The organism is Rhodococcus sp. NPDC003318, assembly GCF_042879035.1.
Taxonomy (GTDB): Bacteria; Actinomycetota; Actinomycetes; order Mycobacteriales; family Mycobacteriaceae; genus Rhodococcus_G.
In genome coordinates, this window is sequence record NZ_JBIAOU010000011.1 from 79,841 (window position 1) to 100,678 (window position 20,838).

The following is a 20,838-nucleotide window of genomic DNA, read 5'->3' on the forward strand; positions in this document are numbered from 1 at the left end:
GGTGCCGTCTCAGTCCGGGGCGGTCGCGAGGGACGTGGCGTCGGCCTGCGTCTTCGCCGTGTCCGTACGCACCGACCGCAGCCGCAACGGGTCGACGGTGACCAGCGAGCGGGCCGCCACGACCGCGGCGAACGTCGCGAGCAGAACGTGCGGCAGCGAGTAGAGGCCGATCGAGCCGTCCGGGTTGAACACCAGCATCAGCCAGGTCGACAGGCCCACGAGGATCATCAACGTCGTCGTCGACATCGCGAACCCGGCGGCGATCGCGAGCGGCCACGAGTAGTACCAGGGCAGGGCGGCGGGGGAGAGCGCCACGATCACGACGAGAGCGACGAGGATGCCGAGCACCGCCTGCCGCGGCGTCCGCCGGAACCTCCACCAGACCACAGCCAGCGCCCCGATCATCACCAGCGCACAGATCGCGCGTGTGACCTCGAGCACCGGACCGAGGCGCAGGCCGGTGAACCACGACGTGGTGACGGTGACGATGTGCGCGAGGATCGTCGGCACCGACAGCCAGTTGATGATCTTCGCGGAACCCTGCAGCGCCGTGAGCCAGCCCAGCCCGACCCCGGCGACGAGGGAACAGGCGGCGAACATCGCGACGAACACGGCGGCGCCGGTGCCGGCGGTCCGCGCGAACAGCGTCAACTGCGACCGCCTCGGTCGTGGCGCCGACGACTGCGCCGACCGCTGTGCACGTTCGTTCTCGTGGATCATCCAGATCCAGATGACGAACGGCAGCGCGACCGCCGCCATCGCCTTGACCGCGACGCCGAGCGAGATCACCGCGATCCCGGCCAGATGCTTGCGGTCGAGGGCGAGGGTGAGGCCCGCGACCATCAGCCCGACCATCAGCAGCTCGTTGTGGACACCGCCGACGAGGTGGATCAGGACCAGCGGGTTGAGGACGGCGAGCCACAACGCGATCCGGGGGTCGCCGCCGAGCTGGCGGGCCAGGCGGGGCAGCGCCCACATCATCAGCGCCAGGCCGGGCAGCATCGCGATCCGCATCAGCATGGTGCCCGCGATCACGTTGTCGCCGGTGACCGCGGTGATGCCCTGACCGATCAGCAGCGACACGGGACCGTACGGCGCGGTGGTGGTGGTCCACACGTTGCTGACGTTGTCGAGCAGGATGCCGGGGTTCACGACGGGACCGACCGCGTAGGGGTCGAAGCCGTCGCGCAGCAGCGCGCCCTGCGCGAGATACGAGTAGGCGTCGCGGCTGAACATCGGCACCGCCGCCAGCAGGGGCACCGTCCAGGCGGCGATCACCCAGCGCAGTTCACCGACCTCGATCAGCTGTGCGCGAGCGTTGCGGCCGATCCGCACCCACGCCGCGATCATCATCAGCACGCCGATCCACACGATCAGCGTGGACAGGACGAAACCGTGACCGAAGCGCAGCCACGACAGGTACATCGCCTCGAGGAGGGGGTCGCGACGCCGGACCGCGCCGGACCCGAAGCCGCCGAAGGTGATCAGCACGGCGCCGAGGGTGCCGAGCACCGCGGCGTGACCGGCGTCGCTGCGCAGGAACGCGCGCGTCGTTCGCCAGCGGGACTCGCTCGGATGCTCGGGGTTCGCGGGGGTGGCGGATGGCATCGCGTTGAGGCTCCCCCCGTAGGTTCGGCGCGGAATCGGCGCGGTGACACCACCGAGTCGGGCGGACCGGCGCGGTGGAGCGGTGACGGGCTCCCAGTTTAGTGGTTGCCGCGCCGGAGCAGCGAAACGTCCCCGTCACGACGTGTTCCGACGACGACCACCTGCCGTTTCGCCGGAGCGCCGCCTCCGGCTACCGGGTTGCGCCGACGATGCGGGCGGCGGCGAGTCGCCCGGAGATCAGGACCGTCGGCACCCCCACACCCGGCGTGGTCCCGCAGCCGGCGAGGACGACGTTCTCGGCGCCGGTGTCGAGGTTGCCGCGACGGAACGGCCCCGTCTGGCCGAACGTGTGCGCGGCCGCGAACGGGGATCCGTCGGCCATGCCACGCTCCGCCCACGTCTGCGGTGTGTCGATCAGGTCCACCCGGAAGTGCTCGGCGATGCCGGTGTAGCCGCGCGTCTCGAGCACCCCCAGCAGTTCGCGCACGTACGGGCCGCCGAGGGCGTCCCAGGCGAGCGGTGCGCTGCGCAGGTTCGGGCAGGGTGCCAGCACCGACAGCGGCTCGTGCGGTGTGCCGTCGCGGGTCAGCGTCAGCCCCGGGTCGGTGCACGCCGGACGGGTCAGCAACAGCGACGGGTCGCTCATCAGCCTGCCGTGACCGCGGCGCGCCGTGATCTCGGCGAACGTGCGCTCCCACGCGTCGCCGAAGTCGATGGTGTGATGCCCGCTGCCCGACCAGTCCGCGGCCACCTCGACGGGGATGGTCCCGTGCGCCACGACCGCGGACGGCGAGTGCCGGACCGGACGTCGCGGCAACCGGCGACGGGGGAGCAGTGCCGGCGCGCAGCCGAGGTCCACGGTCAGCACGACCGCGTCGGCGGGCACGGATCCACCGTCGGCGGTGCGGACGCGGTGCGCGCGACCGTCGCGGTAGTCGATGCTCACGACCTCGGTGCCGAGGCGGACCTCGCCTCCCGCGGCGGTCAGCGCCGACGCCATCGCCTCGGCCACGCGGCGCATCCCGCCGTCGGGGAAGTGGACGCCGGTGGAGGTGTCCATGTGGGCGATCGCCCCGTACACCCCGAGCGCCTTCGCCGGTGCGACGCCCGCGTACAGCGCCTGGAACGTGAAGATCCGCTGCAGCCGCGGGTCGTGGACCAGGCGCGCAACCTTCGGTCCGAGCCGACCGAACCCGCCGTTGCGCACCAGCGTCCACAGGTCGCGACGGGCCCGCCCGGTGGCCAGCAGGTCCAGCGGCGAGTCGAAGTTCGCGTCCATGAAACTGTCGAACTCGGCGTCGAAGATCGTCGCCAGCCAGGCCCGCAGCCGGCGGTAGCGGCCCGCTTCGGCCGGCCCGCACACCCGTTCGACCTCGGCGGCCATCGCGTCCGCGTCGGCGTGGACGCGCAGCGCCGTGCCGTCGGCGAACCGGGCGTGGTAGCTCGGGTCGAGCTGCCGGATCAGCAGCGGCGGGGTCACGCTCGCGGCGTCCGCGCCGACCGCGCCGAGCGCATCGGCCACCAACTCCGGCATGGTGAGAACCGTTGCGCCGCTGTCGATGTCGTAGCCAGGTCCGGAGTGGACGCCGACCCGGCCACCGACCGCGTCGTCGCGCTCGAGGACCGTCACCTCCCGGCCCGCGCCGCGCAGGTGCAGCGCCGCGGCCAGGCCCGCCAGGCCCGCGCCGACGACCACCACGCGGTCGGTGGGTCCGGGAACCGTGCGGACCACTACGCGCTGCGGCGGCCGAGCGCGACCGCCATCGCCCGCAACTCGGCCTTCGCCTCGTCGGTGGCGCTCGATCCGTCCAGGGCCCGCAGACCGGTGGCGGTCAGATCGTCGATGCGGGCCTGCACCGCCTCCACCGCGCCGAGGTCCACGATGACCTGCCGCATCCGCTGCACCTGGTCGTCGGTGAGGTCGGCGCCGATGCCGCGGCGCAGGAAATCCGCCGTCCCCGGATCGGACGCGTCCGCCCGCAGCAGCGCCTCCGCGAACAGGACCGTCCGCTTGCCCTCGCGCAGGTCGTCGCCAGACGGTTTGCCGGTGACCTCGGGGTCGCCGAACACCCCGAGCAGGTCGTCCTGCAGCTGGAACGCGATGCCGATGTCGGTGCCGAACTCGCGGTACGCGGCGATCAGGGCGTCGTCGGCGCCGGCGAGCGCCGCACCGAGGTGCAGGGGCCGCTCGATGGTGTACGCGGCCGTCTTGTAGCGGTTGATCCGCAGGGCCGCCGCCACCGACTCGTCGGCCGTCACCTCGGTGTGCACGTCCAGGTACTGCCCCCCGAGGACCTCGGTGCGCATCGCCGACCACACCGGACCGATCCGGGTCTGCGCGACGGCGTCGATCCCCGACTCGCGGACCAGGTCGTCGGCCCAGGCGAGGGCCAGGTCGCCGAGCAGGATCGCGATCGACTCGCCGAACTCGTCCGCATCCCCGGACCACCCGCCGACGCGGTGGCGGTGCGCGAACTCGACGTGCAGGGTCGGGAAACCGCGACGGGTCGCGGACGAGTCGATGATGTCGTCGTGGACCAGCGCGCAGGCCTGCACGAGTTCGAGCGCCGAGCACACCCGGAGCACCGCGTCGGCGTCCGATCCGGCTGCGTCGCCGCCGGCCCCGAGCCAGCCCGTCCACGCGAACGTCGGCCGCACCCGCTTGCCGCCACGCAGCACGAACGCCTCGAGTGCCCCGGCCGCGTCACCGAACGTGCCGCCGACGGCATCGGTGATCGGGCGCCGCGAATCGAAGAACGTGCGCAGGGCCGACTCGACCGCCGCGGGTACCGACGTGATCGAGCCGGGCGGGGTGATCGAGCCGGGAGGGGTACTCATGTCCGCCAGCCTAGGGCAGCGGCGGCTGTGCCCGGTGGTGGGCGGAAGGGGCCCGGACGGGCGCCCCTATGATTGAGCGGTGACTTTTGATGCCGTCAGGGGGCGGTCCAGCGAGGGATGGGTGACGCACACCCCGTCGATCGTCGACCGCATCGGCGCGGCCGGGGGGCGGATCCCGTTCTCGGTCGAGTTCTCGCCGCCGCGCGACGCCGACGCCGAGGCGCGCCTGTGGCGTGCCGTCCGCGAGTTCGAGCAGATGCAACCCGCCTTCGTCTCGATGACCTACGGCGCGGGCGGGTCCACCCGCGACCGCACCGTCCGCGTCACCGGCCAGATCGCCAAGGAGACCACGCTGCTTCCCGTCGCGCACCTGACCGCGGTCGGACACAGCGTCGACGAACTCCGCGCCATGTGCGGCGCCTACGCCGACGGCGGGATCAGCAACATCCTGGTACTGCGCGGGGATCCGCCCGGCGACCCCCTCGGCGAGTGGGTCAAGCACCCCGAAGGCGTCGAGTACGCCGAGGAGCTGGTCCGGCTGGTCCGGGACATGGGCGACTTCCACGTCGGGGTCGCGTCGTTCCCCGAGGGGCACTACCGGGCTCCCGACCTCGAGCACGACACCCGCTGCCTGGTCGCGAAGCTGCGCGCCGGAGCCGAGTACTCGATCACCCAGATGTTCTTCGACGTCGACGACTACCTGCGGCTGCGGGACCGGGTCGCGGCGGCCGACGCCGAGCAGGGCGCGAAACCGATCATCCCCGAGATCATGCCGATCACGTCGCTGCGGTCCGCGCGGCGCAGCCTGGAGCTGTCGGGGTCGAAGCTGCCCGCGGAGCTCGAGGAGCGGCTGACCAGGGCGGCCGGCGACGGGCCGGACGAGAACCGGGCCGCGGTCCGCGAGGTCGGTATCGAGGTAGCCACCCAGCTCGCCGAGCGGCTGATCTCCGAGGGCGCACCGTGCCTGCACTTCATCACACTCAACTTCGCGCGGGCGACCCGTGAGGTGCTCACCAACCTCGGGCTGACCAGCCACGTCGCGTAGACGCCCGCGGCGCCGTGAGTCCGTTCGGCCCCCGGGCGGGCCGAACGGACTCACGGGTCGCGCAGCGGCCTGCCCTTCCAGGTGAGGCTGCCGCGACGGCGACGCACATGCGAGTCCACGGTGAGCGCGGCCAGCGCCAGGACCGACACCGGATGGGCGAGGGCGTCCACACCGTCCGCGGCGGTGGGCCGGTGTCCCGCCTCGACACCGCGGGCCAACAGGCGGGACGCCACCGCCGCCCCGTACGCCAGGGCCGCCCACCGGCGGTGACCGCTGACAGCGGCGAACGCCGGTCCGACGACGAAGGCCGCAGCACCGATCCCGAGGACCGCCGCCGCACCCGCGGGGGAACCGAACTGCGTCCACAACCACCGGCCGTGGCCCTCGCGGAGCTTCCCGGCGGAGGAGTACATCCGGCAGTGGGCCAACCCGTTCGCGGTGGCGACCGCGGTGCGGCGGCCGGCGCGACGCAGCGCCCGCGCCAGGTCGAGGTCCTCGGCGACACTCGCCGCCACCGTGCGATGACCCCCGACGGCGCGGTACGCGTCGGCGTCGAACGCCAGGAACTGCCCGCACGCGACCGCGAGCGACGGCCGTCGGCTCCGGTTCGCGATCGGCAGCGGCGCACTCGACAGCCACGACCAGCACAGCAGCGGCTGCAGCAGTCGTTCGGCCGCGCTCGTCGCGACCTGCTCGGGCCACGGGCACAGCAGGTCCACGCCGAGGTCGCGCAGACACGTCACGGCCGCGCACAGTGCGTCGGGCTCGAGCCGGACGTCGGCGTCGAGGAACACCAGCGCTCCGCCGCGGTCGGCGGCCAGGTCGGCGAGGGCTGCGCACGCGGCAGGTTTACCGACCCAGCCGTCGGGCGGCTCGCCGACGCGACGGTCCACGGTGAAACGCGGGTCGCCGTCGATCGCGTCGCTCGCCGCCGCGGACGTCCCGTCGGTGGAGTCGTCGTCGAGGATCAGCACCCTCAGGTCGGGTACCGCGCGTTGCGTTCGCAGGTCGGCGATCAGGCGGGGCAGCGCTGCGGCCTCGTCGCGTGCCGGAACGCAGACGGTGACCGGTTCGGTGACCGTCGCTCCGGGCCGCAGCCGCACGATCGTGACGGTGTTGAGCAGCGCGATCGCGGCGCCGGTCACGGCGACGGACGCCGCGAACCGGACCGGGACCGCCCCGTTCACCCCTTCGGCTTGTCGCGGCGGTCGCTGCGCACGTACCGCGGCGACTGATCGCGGTTCAGGTACGCCATCACGCCGACGATCAACGCGACACCGAGCGTCACGCCTCCCACGATGCCCGCCCAGCCGGCGAAGCCGCGGGTACTCGGGTCCGGGTAGCGGACCTCGGCGCGCATCGTGTTCACCTCCCCGGGCGACAGCTTCCAGGTCACGATCGAGTCGCCGTCCCGGGTGCCGTTCGTGGTGGCCACGCGGGCCGGGAACGCGACGCTGAACTGGACGTCGCTGCTGTCCGGCACGGCCTGGAGATCGGCCTTGCCGTCCAGGACGACCACGTCACCGGCGCGTTGGAAGTTCAGCTGCACCGCGGTGCCGACCTGCCCGGACATCGAGCTGAGCTGCTGCACCTCGCCGAAGGTGAGGTCGCTGAAGAACGCCTGTGTGCCGACGTACCCGTCCTGGCGGTACTCCTGCACGCGGACCTTCCCGGCCAGCGAGTCCGGGGGAACGAGCTCCGGGCCGGTGTCCGTCTCGCTCGTGGGCACCGACGCGGCGACGATCTGGCCGGACACCCGGTCGTCCGCCGAGACGCCCATCGACACCTGAACCCGCAGGCAGCCACTGAGCAGTGGCACGGCGAGCAGCAGCAGCGCGGTGAGCCCGGCGATCCGGGCGCGCGGGTGTCGGTTGCGGGTCCGTTCTTCGCGGGTTCGGGGCGTCAGCACCTCGCCATGGTGCCAGCCCGGCTCAGGCGGATCAGCAGCGGCACGCCGACCGCGCCCATCCCGACCAGCCCGTAGAGCGCCGACCAGCCCAGTTCCGGCAGGAACACGGCGTGCGCAAGAGCCGACCCCAGCCACGTCCACAGGAACAGCGCCAGCGGCACCGCGTCGGCCGCGACGTCCGGTTCCGGCGCCGGCGACCGGCGATCGAACCACGTCAGGGTCGCGGCGATCGCGGCGGCGACGAGCAACCAGCCGACGTAGTTCGTCCACGGGACGGGGTCGAGGCCGGGCGGAGACGGACGCGTCGAACACCACGTCCACTGGCCGTCCGCGACCATCTGCGGGTCCAGGTAGAGGTCCCACGCGGCGATCCCGACGGCGGCCAGTGTCGCCCGGGCGGCGGCCCTGTCGCGAGGCGCGACGTGGGTGACCGCGCACCACACCGGATAGCTGCCCGCCGTCCATGCCAGCGGTACCAGCAGCGGGACCCCCGCCGCCGACGGCCCGATCCGGCCCTGCGCGTAGTCGTAGCACCCGAACGGGAACCCGGTCGAGATGCCGACCACCTCCGAGAGCAGGCCGAGGCCCGCGGTGACGCCGACGAACACCGCGGCCCAGGCCCGGCCGCGGACCGCGCACGCGTGCGCGACCGCCGCGGCGGCCAGCGACAGCACGACGACCACGGTCACGGCGTCCCGCGCCGCCCCGTCGACCAGCGGGTAGACGATCTGTGCGGCGACGGCGAGGGCTGCCGCGGCGACCGCGGGTGCGGTTCGGGTCACCGAGCGCGGCGCACGAGCCGGCGCAGTCTCCCGGTGCGCGCGTCCGACAACGCGACCCGCGCGGCACTGCGCCCGCTCGACCCCGACACCCCGCCGCCCGGATGAGTCGACGCCCCGGTGAGGTACAGCCCCGCCGCGTCGGGGACCCGGTGTCCCGACAACTCGGGCAGCGGCCGCCACATGAACATCTGGTCGAGGGACATCTCGACGTGCATGACGTTGCCGCCGATCAACCCCAACTCCGACTCGAGGTCGGCCGGGGACTGCACCAGGCGGTGCCGGACGGACGCCCCGAACCCGGGCGCGAGCCGGTCGAGTTCGGCGACGATCCGGTCGCCCTCGGCCTCGGCGAGGTCCGCCCACCGCCGGCCCCCGCTCAGGGTGTACGGATGCCACTGCGACCACAGCGTCGCCTGGTGCTCGCCGGGAGGGCACAGGCTCGGGTCGAGGCCGCTGAAACTCATCGCGAGCACCGCCGGTCTCGGTGGCAGTTCCCCGGCGAGGGCCGCGCCGTGGGCCAACCGCAGCTGCGCGCGGTCGGAGACCAGCATCTGCAAACCCGATGTGACGGTGACGCCGTCCGGTGCGCTCGGATACCGGGGTAGCGAGTCCGTCCCGAGGCGCACCACCATGCCGATCCCGGGACCGACCCGGATCCGGCGCCGCCAGTCGGCGATCGTGGCCGGATCGTGGCCGCCCGCCTCGAGGAGATCGAGTGTGGTCAGGACGTGGCAGCCGGCGACGACCGTGCGCGAGCGCACCACGTGGCCGTTCTCGGTGCGCGTCAACCAGCCCGCACCGTCTCGGCGCAGCTCGGCCACGGCGTCCCCGAAGCGAATGCTGCCGCCGTCGTCCGCCAGCCGGGACGCCAGCGCCGCCGTGAGCGCGCCGCTGCCGCCGACCGCGCGACCCGGCGGGATGGTGTGCATCAGCGCCGCGAACCCGACCATCGGTGCGGTGCCCGGCTCGGACATCGGGGGACCGGACTGGGCACCGAACCACGCGAGCGCCGCCTTGAGCCGCTCGTCGTCGAACCAGTCGTCGAGCAGCGCGTCGCCGGAGGCCAGGAACTCCCGGGACAGCGCGGCGGGACCGTCGCCGGTGTCCAGCCCCCAGAAGGCGCGTACCAGCCGGCCCCCGGTCGGCGGGGCGCCGAAGGACCGCATCACCGCCGCGGTGCGTGGCCCCCACGTCTGCACGAATCGGCGGTAGGCGTCGGCGTCGCGGCGCGAACAGGACTCGGCGATCGACCGGCAGGTGGCGTCGAGGTCGCGGTGGAAGACGATCCCGGGCCTGACGTCACCGGCAGGGGACGGGGCGAAGGCCCACGGATCGCAGTCGAGATAACGCAGTCCGTGCGCGGCGAGGTCGAGTTCCTCGACGATGCCGGTGTGCCGGATCATGATGTGCGCCGACGAGCCGCGGTCCACCCGGTGTCCGGGGAATCGTTCGACGGTGGACACCGCGCCCCCGAGTTCGGTGTCGCGTTCGAGAACCTCCACCGACCAGCCTGCCCGGGCGAGGTAGCACGCCGAGACGAGCGCATTGTGTCCGGAACCCACCACCACCGCGTCGATCACGAGCCCAGGCTATCGGGGCGGTTGGTCCCGGAGTGGAAGCGGACGGCCGAGCACCGCGAACGGCCTGCTGTCGCCGGTGAAGCGGAAATGTCGCACCACGTCGGTGAACCCGAGCCGGCGGTAGAGGCGCCATGCGCGGTTGTCCTCGTGCGGCACCTCGGGCGTCGACAGCAGCACGCGGGCCTCCGGCCGGTCGGTGAGCAGCAGCCGCAGCAGTGCTCCACCGGTGCCGTGGCCCTGCGCGCGGGGAGAGACGTGCAGTTCGGTGAGTTCGAAGTAGTCACCGAGCACGGTCTCGATGGCGCCGGTCTCCGCACCGGAGCGGCGCATTCCCTCGCGGACCTGCTGGTACCACCACTGATGCGGGGCTCCGCGGTAGCCGTATGCGATGCCGACCATGGACGGGTTTCCGTCGGAGTCGGGAGCGAACGCGGCGACGCCCCGCCAGCCGGGACGTCCGGTGTGCTCGGTCCACATCGGCGCGCGATGGAACTCGGTGCCGCGCGGGTAGCCCATGGCCTCGACGTAGATCGCCAGCGCCTCGTCGAGACGGCCGCGCAGGTCGGCGGCGGACAGTTCGGCCAGGTATGGGGTGGGGGTGGTGTCGACCGGACTCACCCTCTCTCTTGACTCCGTGTCGGTGGGGGCAGCTATATTGAATAGGTCGAACAGATGTTCGATACCGGCAATCCGGCGAAGACCGAGGGAAGCGGGCTTCGCCGGATTGCTCCGAAGCGGGGATCGGGGAGGTGTTCGGAAGATGGCAATTCGGGTGAATCTGCTCGACCGGGCGGATGCACTGCTGGCCGAGGCCGCCGGTGCGCCGGATCCGGCGGATCGGTTCCGGGCGGCGTATCTCGCCGCACTGCGCGGTGCCGGCGCGGCGATCGCAGGCCGGGCCCCGCGGTCGCGGACACGCAGTGCATGGGCGCTGCTCGAGCGCGTCGAGCCGGACCTGGCCGACTGGTCCGACTTCTTCGCTGCCCACTCGGAGACGCGTGCGGCGATCGAAGCAGGGATTTCGCGTACCGTCACCGTGGCCGAGGCGAACCGTTTCTACAGCGAGGTCTCCCGGTTTCTGACGGCCGTGGAGGAGCGGCTCGCGGCGGTCGGCGGTCCCGGCGTCGGCGGTCGCGCGGCGGCTGGGGTCGTCTTGCGCGGACGCCGGCGTGACGTCCTGGTGGGTCCGTCCGTCGGGTGATCTGCGCTACGGCGAAAAAAACTCGCACGACTCGTGTAGCGAGTAGGTGGTACGCGGTGACGTGTGCTCGTATCATTGACGTCAGGTAGCCGTGAACCCGCGGCAACCGGTCGAGTCGACCCAACGATTCGGCCGCCACCATTTGAAGTGCCGGGGGAGGTACCGTGCCACTCTCCGAGCACGAGCAGCGAATGCTCGATCAGATCGAGAGCGCTCTCTACGCCGAAGATCCCAAGTTCGCCTCCTCTGTGAGGGGAGGCCGTATGCGTGCGGCCTCGAGCAAGCGTCGGATGCAGGCTGGGGCACTCTTCGTCCTCGGGCTCGTCCTGTTGGTAGCGGGTATTCCACTCGCAGCCAAGGCGGGCGCGTTTCTGATCATCAGCTTGCTCGGCTTCCTTGTGATGTTTGGAGCCGGAGTCCTGTTCCTGCGGGGATCGGGTCCGGGAATGAAGTCGGGGTCGGCCGAGAAGTCCGGGCCCGCGGCCGGGTCGGGCAAACCGTCGGGTGGTCGTAAGGGCGGCGGATTCTCGTCCCGCATGGAGGATCGATTCAAGAGACGGTTCGAACAGGAGTAGAAACTCCGCGAACCCACGACAGTTGAGGCGCGACACCTGGAGGTGTCGCGCCTTCGTCGTGTGTGGGGCGCGTTCTGCGGCGTCGTGTCAGGGTGCCGTCGTGTCCCGGGCATCGTCGCGACTCGGGTCGATTTCCCGGCGCGCCCCACCTCGCCCCACCGTCGTGCCCCACAGTTCCCCACGCCGGCGGCGTCGGTCCGCCCGGTGCGCGGGTGTGACGGCATCCGACCTCAATGAACACCGCTGATCTCTCGACGTCGGGCGGGGGACCGCGCCCGGTCGTGGTGGACGACACACGAAATCCGCCCCACCTTCCACCACATCCGTGACCTGCGACTATCCGTGGATTTGCCTGCGGTCGAGTGCATGTCGGCCTTGCAGGTGGGGGAAAGTGGGGTAACGTGGTGCGCACTGGTTCGCCCCGGCGAACCAGGGGGCATAGGCCGTTCATTTTCAGAACGACTGTGGGAGGTGTCGAGTGTTTCTCGGGACCTACACGCCGAAGCTTGACGACAAAGGGCGGCTGACGTTGCCCGCGAAGTATCGCGACGCACTGGCGGGAGGGTTGATGGTCACGAAAGGGCAGGATCACAGCCTCGCGGTGTACCCGCGGGACGAGTTCACCGCACTGGCCCGCCGGGCCGCCGCGGCGTCGCGAAGCAATCCGGACGCCCGAGCCTTCGTCCGTGCCCTCGCCGCGGGTGCGGACGAGCAGCACCCCGATTCCCAGGGGCGCATCACCCTCTCCGCTGATCACCGTCGCTACGCCGGCCTGACGAAGGAATGTGTGGTCGTCGGTTCCATCGACTTCCTCGAGATCTGGGACGCGCAGGCGTGGAACGCCTATTCGGACGAGAACGAGGAAACGTACTCCCAAGCCAGATCCGAGACGCTCAGCGAGATCCTGTAATCGCCACAGTCACCGGCGAGTGCCGCGAGGCCTCTGCCCGATACCGACCCTGACGCACTTCCCCAGCGCCAGGTCCGGTGGATCGGACAGAGACCTCGCGGCATCCGCCCCCCACCCCTTCTCGCGATCGGACCACTACCGCAACCACGACCGACGACCCCAGGCACCACGACGGCAACGTCACGACCGATCAGGACCCGGAGGGAGAACGCGTGGACGACGAATCGAACCCGCCCACCGGTGATCCGGCTGCCGGGCACGAGTTCGGTCACGTCCCGGTCCTGCTGCATCGCGCCGACGAGCTGCTCGGTCCGTCCATCACCCGCGACTCCGCCGACGGAAGCGGGGCGGTGATGATCGACGCGACCCTCGGGCTGGGCGGACATTCCGAGCACTTCCTGCGCACCTACCCGGGACTGCGACTGATCGGTCTCGACCGGGATCCGGCCGCGCTCGAGATCGCGGGCGGGCGACTCGAACCATTCGGCGAGCGAGTTACGTTGGTGCACACCAGATACGACGGCATCGTCGACGCGCTGGAGATCGCCGGGTTCGACCAGGTCGAGTCGGTGCACGCCATCCTCTTCGACCTCGGGGTCTCCTCGATGCAGCTGGACGAGGCCGATCGTGGGTTCGCGTACTCCGTCGACGCGCCGCTGGACATGCGGATGGACCCGACGCGCGGGCAGACCGCGGCCGACGTTCTGAACACCTACAGCCACGGGGAACTGGCTCGCGTGCTCAGCACGTACGGCGAGGAACGTTTCGCGGGCCGGATCGCCTCGGAAGTGGTGCGCCGCAGGAAGGTCGAGCCGTTCAGGACGAGTTCCCAGCTGGTGGAGGTCATCTACGCGTCGATCCCGGCGGCGACGCGGCGCACGGGCGGGCATCCGGCGAAGCGCACGTTTCAAGCGCTCCGTGTCGAGGTCAACGGTGAGCTGGATTCTCTTCGCGACGCCATCCCCGCGGCGCTGGATGCGCTCGCGGTCGGGGGCCGGGTGGTGTTCATGTCGTACCAGTCGCTCGAGGACCGGCTCGTCAAGCAGGAGCTGACTCCCCGCACGAAATCGCGCAGCCCGGAGGGTCTTCCGGTGGAACTGCCGGGTATGGGTCCGGAATTCGCACTGCTCACCCGAGGTGCGGAACGCGCGAGCGAGCAGGAGATCGAGGACAACCCGCGGGCGGCGCCGGTGCGATTGCGCTGTGCCGAACGGATTTCGAGAAGGGCGACGGCATGACTGTTCCCGTGCGAGCGGCCGAGGTTCGAGACCGTGGATCGAAGACGTCCGTCCGACCCCGGGTGCGGACCTCGGCACCCGCGACCGCCGGCGACGACCGCAGGGCAAAGCCCACGGCGGCGCAGCGGGCCTACGCCAGGAGAAATCAGCGCGCAGCGCTCGGCGCGGCGGCTCCGGATCGCACGCGGGGCACGTTCACCGCGCGAATTCCGTTCGTGGCCATCATCATCGGGCTGCTGTCTGTCGGTCTCGCGGTGACCCTGCTGCTGACCACGCGCGCCGCCGAGGACTCGTACAAGCTCAGTGCCGCCAAGGCTCACAACCAGGAACTCACCGAGCAGAAGGCCGCACTCGAGCGCGACTTCCGGGCCGCGAACTCGGCTCCCGAGCTCGCGCGGAAAGCGGCTGCGCTCGGCATGATCCCGGCGAAGGACGTCGCCCGGCTCGTCGTCGCCGAGGACGGCGCGGTCACCGTCGTCGGCACTCCCGCGCCCGCACAGGGTGTGCCCGTGGTCGTGCCGCCGGCCGCACCGGTAGCAGGCACCGCGACCAACACCGCGGCGACCGGCACCACGAATGTGGGCACCCGAGGCACCGGGACCGCCCCGGCGAGTCTTCCTCCGGTCGGTTCCCGGGTTGCAGCGCCGGTGGCCCCGGCCGCTCCTGCGGTGCCCGCGTCCGCACCCGCCGCGGTCGCACCCGCACCCGCCCAGGCCGCCACGCCGGTGGCGGCGAATCAGCCGCAAACACGGGCTCAGGATGGACCATTGGTGTCCACGGGACCAGGAGGACAGGCAGGTAACCAGGGCGGTACCCGGTGAGTGGTGACCATCCCACCCCACGACCCCGCCGAGGAGAACCGCACGGCGGGGTCCGTCGTTCCGGCCCTTCCCGCGCCGGTGGATCCGGTCGCTCGCGCCGCCGCCGTGACTCGTCGCGTTACCGCTTCCGGCACGTCAGCGGCCGCTTCGTGATGTTCGCTGCGCTCGGAATCGCGGTGCTGCAGCTGTTGTGGATCCAGGGTGTCCAGGCTCCGCGGCTGTCCGCGGAGGCAGCGCAGCAGCGCTCGACCACCCTGATCGACCCGGCGACCCGAGGCTCCATCACCGACCGGAACGGCAAACCGATCGCGTTCACGATGGAGGCGAAAGCACTGACCTTCCAGCCTCCGAAGGTGCGCAAGGAGATCGAGGACGCCGCCCTGAAGAACGGGGAGGAGCCGAAGGTCGACGAACGGCTCGAGGACATCGCGAAGGCCATCCACGACGCGCTCGGCGGCGCGGCCCCGGAGAAGGACGTCCTCGCGAAGCTGAAGAGCGACCAGACCTTCGAGTACCTCGCCCGCAGCGTCGACCCGGACGTCGCCGCGAAGATCGTCGACGAGTTCCCCGAGGTCGGCTCCGAACGCCAGGACATCCGCGAGTACCCCGGTGGTGCGCTCGCCGCGAACCTCGTCGGTGCCACCGGCTGGAACGGGCACGGCCTGCTCGGTCTCGAGGACTCGATGGACTCGACGCTCGCCGGCACCGACGGTTCCCAGACCTACGACCGCGGCTCCGACGGCGCGGTAATCCCGGGCAGCTGGCGGGACAAACAGCCCGCCGTCGACGGATCCGGTGTCGAGTTGACCATCGACGCAGACCTGCAGTTCTACGTGCAGCAGCAGGTGCAGCAGGCGAAGGACCTGTCGGGTGCGAAGGACGCGTCGGCGGTGGTGCTCGACTCCCACACCGGCGAAGTCCTCGCAATGTCGAACGACAACACCTTCGACCCCTCCATCGGTGTCGGTAACAACGTGAAGAAGGAGATGGGCAATCTGCCCGTCAGCACCCCCTTCGAACCCGGGTCGGTGAACAAGATCATCACGGCCGCCGCCGCGATCGAGAACGGGCTGACCACCCCCGACGAGGTGCTCCAGGTCCCAGGAGCCATCCAGATGGCCGGGGTGTCGGTGAAGGATGCCTGGGACCACGGCGTCGTCCCCTACACGACGACCGGTGTCTTCGGTAAGTCGTCCAACGTCGGCACCCTCATGCTCGCGCAGCGGGTGGGTGAGGACCGGTTCGCGGACATGCTCGACAAGTTCGGGCTGGGGCAGCGCACCGAGGTCGGGCTGCCCGGCGAGAGCGCGGGTGACGTGCCGAGCCGAGACCAGTGGTCGGGCGGTACGTTCGCGAACCTGCCGATCGGACAGGGCCTGTCGATGACCCTGTTGCAGATGACCGGCATGTACCAGGCCATCGCCAACGACGGACTGCGCATTCCGCCCCGGATCGTGCGCGCGACCGTCGACGCCGACGGCAACCGCACGGCAAACGAACACCCCGAGGGAATCCAGGTCGTCAGCGAGCAGACCGCCGCCACGGTCCGTGACATGTTCCGGTCCGTGACCCAGCGCGACCCGATGGGCTACCAGCAGGGGACCGGTGCGTCGGCATCGGTCGAGGGATACCAGGTCAGCGGTAAGACGGGCACAGCCCAGCAGGTCGACCCGGCATGCAAGTGCTACTCGAACTCGAACTACTGGATCACGTTCGCAGGCATCGCGCCCGCCGACAATCCACGGTTCGTCATCGGGATCATGCTCGACGCGCCCGTCCGCAGCGCCGACGGTTCCGGTGGCCAGTCCGCCGCGCCGCTCTTCCACAACATCGCGTCCTGGATCCTGCAGCGGGACAAGGTCCCGCTCTCCGCCGATCCGGGACGGCGGCTCGTGCTGCAGGCCGACTGACTCCACGGGCACCGGCGGCACAGCCGGGACTCACGGGACGCGGCGCAGACGCGAATCTTCGTTCGCCGACGCGCGCCGGTAACGTGACACGTCGGTTCACGGCCCGACCGCGGGTCGGAACATCCACCAGCACCACCGTCGAGAGGAGCCACCCGCCCGTGCACGGGACCAACGCGCCGCACGAGAACACCGAGGCGGGTCCGGCGACTCCGCCGTCAGCGCCTCGGTCGACTCCGTCTCCGGGACACGGGTCGACTCCGTCTGCGGGACCGCGGCCTGCGCATCCCCCCACCACGGCGGTGGTCACACTGGCGGACCTCGTCGGTGCCGAGCTGCACGCGCCGGGCGGCGCATCCGGCGACGTCGCGGTGACGGGGATCGACCTGCGCGCCCAGGAGGTACAGCCCGGCGACCTGTTCGCGGCGCTTCCCGGGGCCCGGGCCCACGGGGCCGACTTCGCCTCCGCCGCGCTCGAACGCGGCGCGGTCGCCGTCCTCACGGACCTGGCCGGACTGACGCGTCTGGGTTCGGCTGCCGCCTCGGTGCCCGTGCTGGTACACCCCGATCCGCGTTCCGTCCTCGGTGCCGTGTCCGCCGCCGTCCACGGCGACCCGTCCCGGCACCTGCGGATCGTCGGCATCACCGGGACCTCCGGCAAGACCACGACGTCCTACCTCGTCGAAGCGGGTCTGCGCGCGTCCGGACATCGTCCCGGGCTGGTCGGCACCATCGAGACCCGCATCGACGGGCGGCCGATCCCGAGCGCACTGACCACCCCCGAGGCGCCGCAACTGCACGCCCTCTTCGCGGCGATGCTCGAACGCGGCGTGGACACGGTCGTCATGGAGGTGTCCAGTCACGCGCTGGCCCTGGGCCGGGTCGACGGCACCGCGTTCGCCGTCGGCGCGTTCACCAACCTGTCGCAGGATCACCTCGACTTCCACTCCGACTTCGACGACTACTTCGCGGCCAAGGCCAGGCTGTTCGACCCCGCCTCGACCGTCCACGCCGCCCGTGCGGTGGTGTGCGTCGACGACGAGTGGGGCCGGCGGATGGCGGCCCTCGCCGGCGCCGACACCGTGACGGTGAGCACCACCGGCGACGCCCGATGGACCGCGACCGACGTCACCACCAGTGCGGACGGGGCTCAGCGCTTCACCGTGACCACGCCCGCCGGGGAGGCACTGACCGCGACCCTGCGGTTGCCCGGACGCTACAACGTCGCCAATGCGCTCCTCTCCCTCGCCGTCCTGAACGAGTGCGGTGTCGCGCCCGCCGAGGCGATCCGCGGACTTGCCGAGGTCGACGTGCCGGGCCGGGTTCAGCGCATCGATCGCGGCCAGCCGTTCCTCGCCGTCGTCGACTACGCGCACAAGCCCGCCGCGCTCGAGGCGGTCATCGCGACGCTGCGAGGACAGATCGCGGATTCGGGCGGCAGGCTCGCGGTGGTCGTCGGTGCGGGCGGCGACCGCGATCACGGCAAGCGCCCGTTGATGGGGGAGGCCGGAGCGCGCGGCGCCGACCTGTTGGTGATCACCGACGACAATCCGCGCACCGAGGACCCCGCGACGATTCGCGCGGCGCTGCTGGCCGGGGCGCTCGCCGTCCCCGAGGACCAGCGCGGCGAGGTACGTGAAATAGGGGACCGCACGGCCGCCATCACCGCCGCGGCCGAGTGGGCGCAGCCGGGTGACGTGGTGCTCGTCGCGGGCAAGGGACACGAGATCGGACAGGAGATTGGTGGGGTGAAGTACCCATTCGACGACCGAGAGGTCCTCGCGGGAGCCATCGAGCGGCTCGGCGACAGCCGATCCGGCGGGGGTGACGCATGATCCCCATGAGCCTGGCGCGCATCGCCGAGATCGTCGGAGGCACGCTGCACGACGTTCCCGACCCGGATGTGCAGGTCACCGGCACCGTCGAATTCGACTCCCGCAAGGTCACCCCGGGCGGGCTGTTCCTCGCACTGCCCGGGGCCCGCGTCGACGGCCACGACCATGCCGCCGCCGCGGTGGAGGCCGGCGCGATCGCCGTCCTCGCCGCCCGCCCGGTCGGGGTCCCCGCGATCGTCGTCGCCCCGCTCGGCCCGTCGGACAGCAACGCGATGGCCCTGGAACACGACACCGACGGCTCGGGTGCCGCCGTCCTCGCCGCCCTCGGCCGCCTCGCACACGCCGCGACGACGGAGCTGCCCGAACTCACGGTCGTCGGTGTCACCGGGTCGTCCGGCAAGACGTCCACCAAGGACCTCCTCGCCGCGGTGCTCGCGCCGCTCGGCCCGGTCGTCGCACCGCCCGGCTCGTTCAACAACGAACTCGGCCACCCGTGGACGGCGCTGCGTGCCGACCTCGACACCCGCCACCTCGTGCTCGAGCTCTCGGCGCGCGGCATCGGGCACGTCGCCGCCCTGGCCGCGACGGTGCCGCCGCGGATCGGTGTGGTCCTCAACGTCGGCACCGCCCACCTCGGTGAGTTCGGGTCGAGGGAGGCGATCGCGCAGGCCAAGGGTGAACTCGTCGAGGCGTTGCCCGCAGCCGAGGACGGCGGAGTCGCCGTCCTCAACGCGGACGACCTGCTGGTCGCGGCGATGGCGTCGCGCACCAGGGCGCGCGTGGTGACGGTCGGGCAGTCCGCGTCCGCGCAGGTCCGGGCCGTCGACGTCCACCTGGACGACCAGGCGCGCGCGCGGTTCACGCTGGTGGCGCCGCAGGGAACCGTCGACGTCTCCCTCGGTGTGCACGGCGAACACCAGGTCGGCAACGCGCTGGCCGCGGCCGCCGTCGCGCTCGAGTGCGGTGCGACCGTCGACCAGGTCGCCGAGGCGCTCGGCGCGGCCCGAGCGGTGTCGGCGAAGCGGATGGACGTGCGCACCCGCGCCGACGGCGTCACCGTCGTCAACGACTCGTACAACGCGAACCCCGACTCGGTCCGCGCGGCGCTCAAGGCCCTCGTCACGATGAGCCGCGCCGGTCAGGGTGCGCCCCGCCGGACGTGGGCCGTCCTCGGCGAGATGGCCGAACTCGGCCCCGAGACCGTCGTCGAACACGACGCGATCGGCCGATTCGTCGTCCGGCTCGACGTGACCCGGCTGATCGTCGTCGGCGAGGGCCGGCCGCTGCGCGGTATGCACCAGGGCGCCGTGATGGAAGGCTCGTGGGGAGAGGAGTCGATGCTGGTTCCCGACCACGACGCGGCCCTCGAGGTGCTCAGGCGTGAGGTCGCGCCCGGCGACATCGTGCTGGTGAAGGCGTCCCAGTCGGTGGGGCTGTGGACCGTGGCCGAGGCGCTGCTGGCGGACACCGTGGCGGAAGACTCTCAGACGAGCGAGGAGTTCGACCGATGAGACAGATCCTCTTCGCGGGCGGCATCGCTCTTGCCGTGGCGATCCTGCTCACCCCCGTGCTGATCAAGACCTTCTCCCGGCAGGGCTTCGGGCAGGAGATCCGCGACGAGGGTCCGGCCAGTCACAAGGCCAAGCGCGGCACCCCGACGATGGGTGGTGTCGCGATCATCGCCGGCATCTGGGCCGGCTACTGGGGCTCGCACCTGATCGGCATCGGTTACGAGGCCGACGGGCCGCGCGCCTCCGCGCTGCTGGTGCTCGGCCTGACCACCGTCCTGGGCTGCGTCGGCTTCCTCGACGACTTCATCAAGATCCGCAAGCAGCGCAACCTCGGCCTCAACAAGACCGCGAAGCTGGTCGGTCAGCTGATCGCGGCAGTGCTGTTCGGCATCCTCGCGTTGCAGTTCCGCGGCGCCACCGGGCTCACCCCGGGCAGCCTGCACCTGTCGTACGTGCGGGACATCACCACCGTGACGATGGGTTCCGTGGTGTTCATCCTGTTCGTGTACCTGCTGGTCAGCGCCTGGTCGAACGCGGTGAACCTGACCGACGGGCTGGACGGTCTCGCCGCCGGATCGATGACCCTGGTGCTCGGCGCCTACACGGTGATCACGTTCTGGCAGTACCGCAACGCCTGCGAGACGAACCCCGGCAAGGGCTGCTACGACGTCCGCGACCCCCTCGACCTCGCACTGATCTGCGCCGCCGCGGCCGGCGCCTGCATCGGGTTCCTCTGGTGGAACGCGGCGCCCGCCAAGATCTTCATGGGCGACACCGGATCCCTCGCCCTCGGCGGGCTGCTCGCGGGCCTGTCCATCACCACCCGCACCGAACTGCTGATGGTCGTCGTAGGCGCCCTGTTCGTCGCCGAGGCCGCGTCGGTGGTCATCCAGGTCGCGGTGTTCCGCTCCAGCAGGCGGCGGGTGTTCCGAATGGCGCCGTTCCACCACCACTTCGAACTCGGTGGCTGGGCGGAAACCACGGTGATCATCAGATTCTGGTTGCTCGCGGCCATCGCGTCCGCGGTCGGGCTGGCACTGTTCTACAGCGAGTACCTCGCGGTGGTCGGGGACTGACG

At 71.4% G+C, this 20,838-nt stretch carries 18 protein-coding genes; 10 read left to right on the forward strand and 8 right to left on the reverse strand.

The features are described 5' to 3' along the window. Window positions 1–9 precede the first annotated feature (9 nt). The 3 genes from ACFYVR_RS17990 to ACFYVR_RS18000 form a co-directional block, all read right to left on the reverse strand. Entirely contained in the window at window positions 10–1,608 is a 1,599-nt protein-coding gene (locus ACFYVR_RS17990; protein WP_387475519.1) for an alpha-(1->6)-mannopyranosyltransferase A, read from the reverse strand. 190 nt (window positions 1,609–1,798) lie between these two features. Beyond that, window positions 1,799–3,340 (reverse strand): phytoene desaturase family protein, encoded by a 1,542-nt coding sequence (gene crtI, locus ACFYVR_RS17995; RefSeq protein ID WP_387475521.1) that lies wholly within the window; start codon window positions 3,338–3,340, stop codon window positions 1,799–1,801. Then, a complete protein-coding gene (locus ACFYVR_RS18000; RefSeq protein WP_387475523.1) occupies window positions 3,340–4,446 on the reverse strand; it encodes a polyprenyl synthetase family protein in 1,107 nt (368 codons plus the stop codon). Before ACFYVR_RS18000 ends, crtI begins: the two co-directional genes overlap by 1 nt. A 121-nt stretch (window positions 4,447–4,567) precedes the next feature. Between ACFYVR_RS18000 and metF the strand changes: the two genes are divergently transcribed. Continuing rightward, the gene (gene metF / locus ACFYVR_RS18005; protein WP_387475700.1) at window positions 4,568–5,491 is read left to right on the forward strand and encodes a methylenetetrahydrofolate reductase [NAD(P)H]; all 924 of its coding nucleotides are present in this window, start codon (window positions 4,568–4,570) and stop codon (window positions 5,489–5,491) included. 50 nt (window positions 5,492–5,541) lie between these two features. Here the strand turns inward: metF and ACFYVR_RS18010 are convergent, their stop codons facing one another. Genes ACFYVR_RS18010 through ACFYVR_RS18030 form a run of 5 tightly spaced genes read right to left on the reverse strand, consistent with a single transcriptional unit; the run spans window position 5,542 to window position 10,380 of the window. Beyond that, on the reverse strand, window positions 5,542–6,678 hold the full coding sequence (locus ACFYVR_RS18010) for a glycosyltransferase (RefSeq protein ID WP_387475524.1): 1,137 nt from the start codon (window positions 6,676–6,678) through the stop codon (window positions 5,542–5,544). After that, window positions 6,675–7,397: an LppM family (lipo)protein gene (locus tag ACFYVR_RS18015; protein ID WP_387475702.1), complete on the reverse strand. Its 723-nt coding sequence runs from the start codon at window positions 7,395–7,397 to the stop codon at window positions 6,675–6,677. Before ACFYVR_RS18015 ends, ACFYVR_RS18010 begins: the two co-directional genes overlap by 4 nt. Continuing rightward, a complete protein-coding gene (locus tag ACFYVR_RS18020; protein WP_387475526.1) occupies window positions 7,394–8,182 on the reverse strand; it encodes a carotenoid biosynthesis protein in 789 nt (262 codons plus the stop codon). Before ACFYVR_RS18020 ends, ACFYVR_RS18015 begins: the two co-directional genes overlap by 4 nt. Beyond that, window positions 8,179–9,762 (reverse strand): phytoene desaturase family protein, encoded by a 1,584-nt coding sequence (locus ACFYVR_RS18025; protein ID WP_387475528.1) that lies wholly within the window; start codon window positions 9,760–9,762, stop codon window positions 8,179–8,181. The genes ACFYVR_RS18020 and ACFYVR_RS18025 overlap by 4 nt, the downstream gene beginning before the upstream one ends. A gap of 9 nt (window positions 9,763–9,771) precedes the next feature. Further along, window positions 9,772–10,380 (reverse strand): GNAT family N-acetyltransferase, encoded by a 609-nt coding sequence (locus ACFYVR_RS18030; RefSeq protein WP_387475530.1) that lies wholly within the window; start codon window positions 10,378–10,380, stop codon window positions 9,772–9,774. 142 nt (window positions 10,381–10,522) lie between these two features. Here ACFYVR_RS18030 and ACFYVR_RS18035 point away from each other — a divergent pair, with 142 nt between their 5' ends. From ACFYVR_RS18035 to mraY, 9 genes are all read left to right on the forward strand, one after another. After that, window positions 10,523–10,963 (forward strand): SAV_6107 family HEPN domain-containing protein, encoded by a 441-nt coding sequence (locus tag ACFYVR_RS18035; protein WP_387475532.1) that lies wholly within the window; start codon window positions 10,523–10,525, stop codon window positions 10,961–10,963. A 164-nt stretch (window positions 10,964–11,127) separates the two neighbouring features. After that, window positions 11,128–11,538 (forward strand): DUF3040 domain-containing protein, encoded by a 411-nt coding sequence (locus ACFYVR_RS18040; protein WP_387475534.1) that lies wholly within the window; start codon window positions 11,128–11,130, stop codon window positions 11,536–11,538. Window positions 11,539–12,016: 478 nt separating this feature from the next. Then, complete coding sequence (gene mraZ, locus ACFYVR_RS18045; RefSeq protein WP_387475536.1) at window positions 12,017–12,448, forward strand: division/cell wall cluster transcriptional repressor MraZ; 432 nt, start codon at window positions 12,017–12,019, stop codon at window positions 12,446–12,448. A 212-nt stretch (window positions 12,449–12,660) separates the two neighbouring features. Further along, window positions 12,661–13,686: a 16S rRNA (cytosine(1402)-N(4))-methyltransferase RsmH gene (rsmH, locus tag ACFYVR_RS18050; protein ID WP_387475538.1), complete on the forward strand. Its 1,026-nt coding sequence runs from the start codon at window positions 12,661–12,663 to the stop codon at window positions 13,684–13,686. Continuing rightward, on the forward strand, window positions 13,683–14,507 hold the full coding sequence (locus tag ACFYVR_RS18055) for a hypothetical protein (protein WP_387475540.1): 825 nt from the start codon (window positions 13,683–13,685) through the stop codon (window positions 14,505–14,507). The genes rsmH and ACFYVR_RS18055 overlap by 4 nt, the downstream gene beginning before the upstream one ends. Continuing rightward, complete coding sequence (locus tag ACFYVR_RS18060; RefSeq protein ID WP_387475542.1) at window positions 14,504–16,417, forward strand: peptidoglycan D,D-transpeptidase FtsI family protein; 1,914 nt, start codon at window positions 14,504–14,506, stop codon at window positions 16,415–16,417. The genes ACFYVR_RS18055 and ACFYVR_RS18060 overlap by 4 nt, the downstream gene beginning before the upstream one ends. 299 nt (window positions 16,418–16,716) lie before the next feature. Further along, window positions 16,717–18,249: a UDP-N-acetylmuramoyl-L-alanyl-D-glutamate--2,6-diaminopimelate ligase gene (locus tag ACFYVR_RS18065; protein WP_387475545.1), complete on the forward strand. Its 1,533-nt coding sequence runs from the start codon at window positions 16,717–16,719 to the stop codon at window positions 18,247–18,249. After that, complete coding sequence (murF, locus tag ACFYVR_RS18070; RefSeq protein ID WP_387475547.1) at window positions 18,246–19,760, forward strand: UDP-N-acetylmuramoyl-tripeptide--D-alanyl-D-alanine ligase; 1,515 nt, start codon at window positions 18,246–18,248, stop codon at window positions 19,758–19,760. Before ACFYVR_RS18065 ends, murF begins: the two co-directional genes overlap by 4 nt. Continuing rightward, a complete protein-coding gene (gene mraY / locus ACFYVR_RS18075) occupies window positions 19,757–20,836 on the forward strand; it encodes a phospho-N-acetylmuramoyl-pentapeptide-transferase (RefSeq protein ID WP_387475549.1) in 1,080 nt (359 codons plus the stop codon). The genes murF and mraY overlap by 4 nt, the downstream gene beginning before the upstream one ends. Window positions 20,837–20,838 lie beyond the last annotated feature (2 nt).

Excerpts from the sequence above, each read along its gene's own strand:
- mraY (WP_387475549.1), top strand. The coding sequence starts at position 19,757 with ATGAGACAGATCCTCTTCGCGGGCGGCATCGCTCTTGCCGTGGCGATC.
- murF (WP_387475547.1), top strand. The coding sequence starts at position 18,246 with ATGATCCCCATGAGCCTGGCGCGCATCGCCGAGATCGTCGGAGGCACG.
- ACFYVR_RS18035 (WP_387475532.1), top strand. The coding sequence starts at position 10,523 with ATGGCAATTCGGGTGAATCTGCTCGACCGGGCGGATGCACTGCTGGCC.
- ACFYVR_RS18055 (WP_387475540.1), top strand. The coding sequence starts at position 13,683 with ATGACTGTTCCCGTGCGAGCGGCCGAGGTTCGAGACCGTGGATCGAAG.
- ACFYVR_RS17990 (WP_387475519.1), bottom strand. The coding sequence starts at position 1,608 with ATGCCATCCGCCACCCCCGCGAACCCCGAGCATCCGAGCGAGTCCCGC.
- ACFYVR_RS18000 (WP_387475523.1), bottom strand. The coding sequence starts at position 4,446 with ATGAGTACCCCTCCCGGCTCGATCACCCCGCCCGGCTCGATCACGTCG.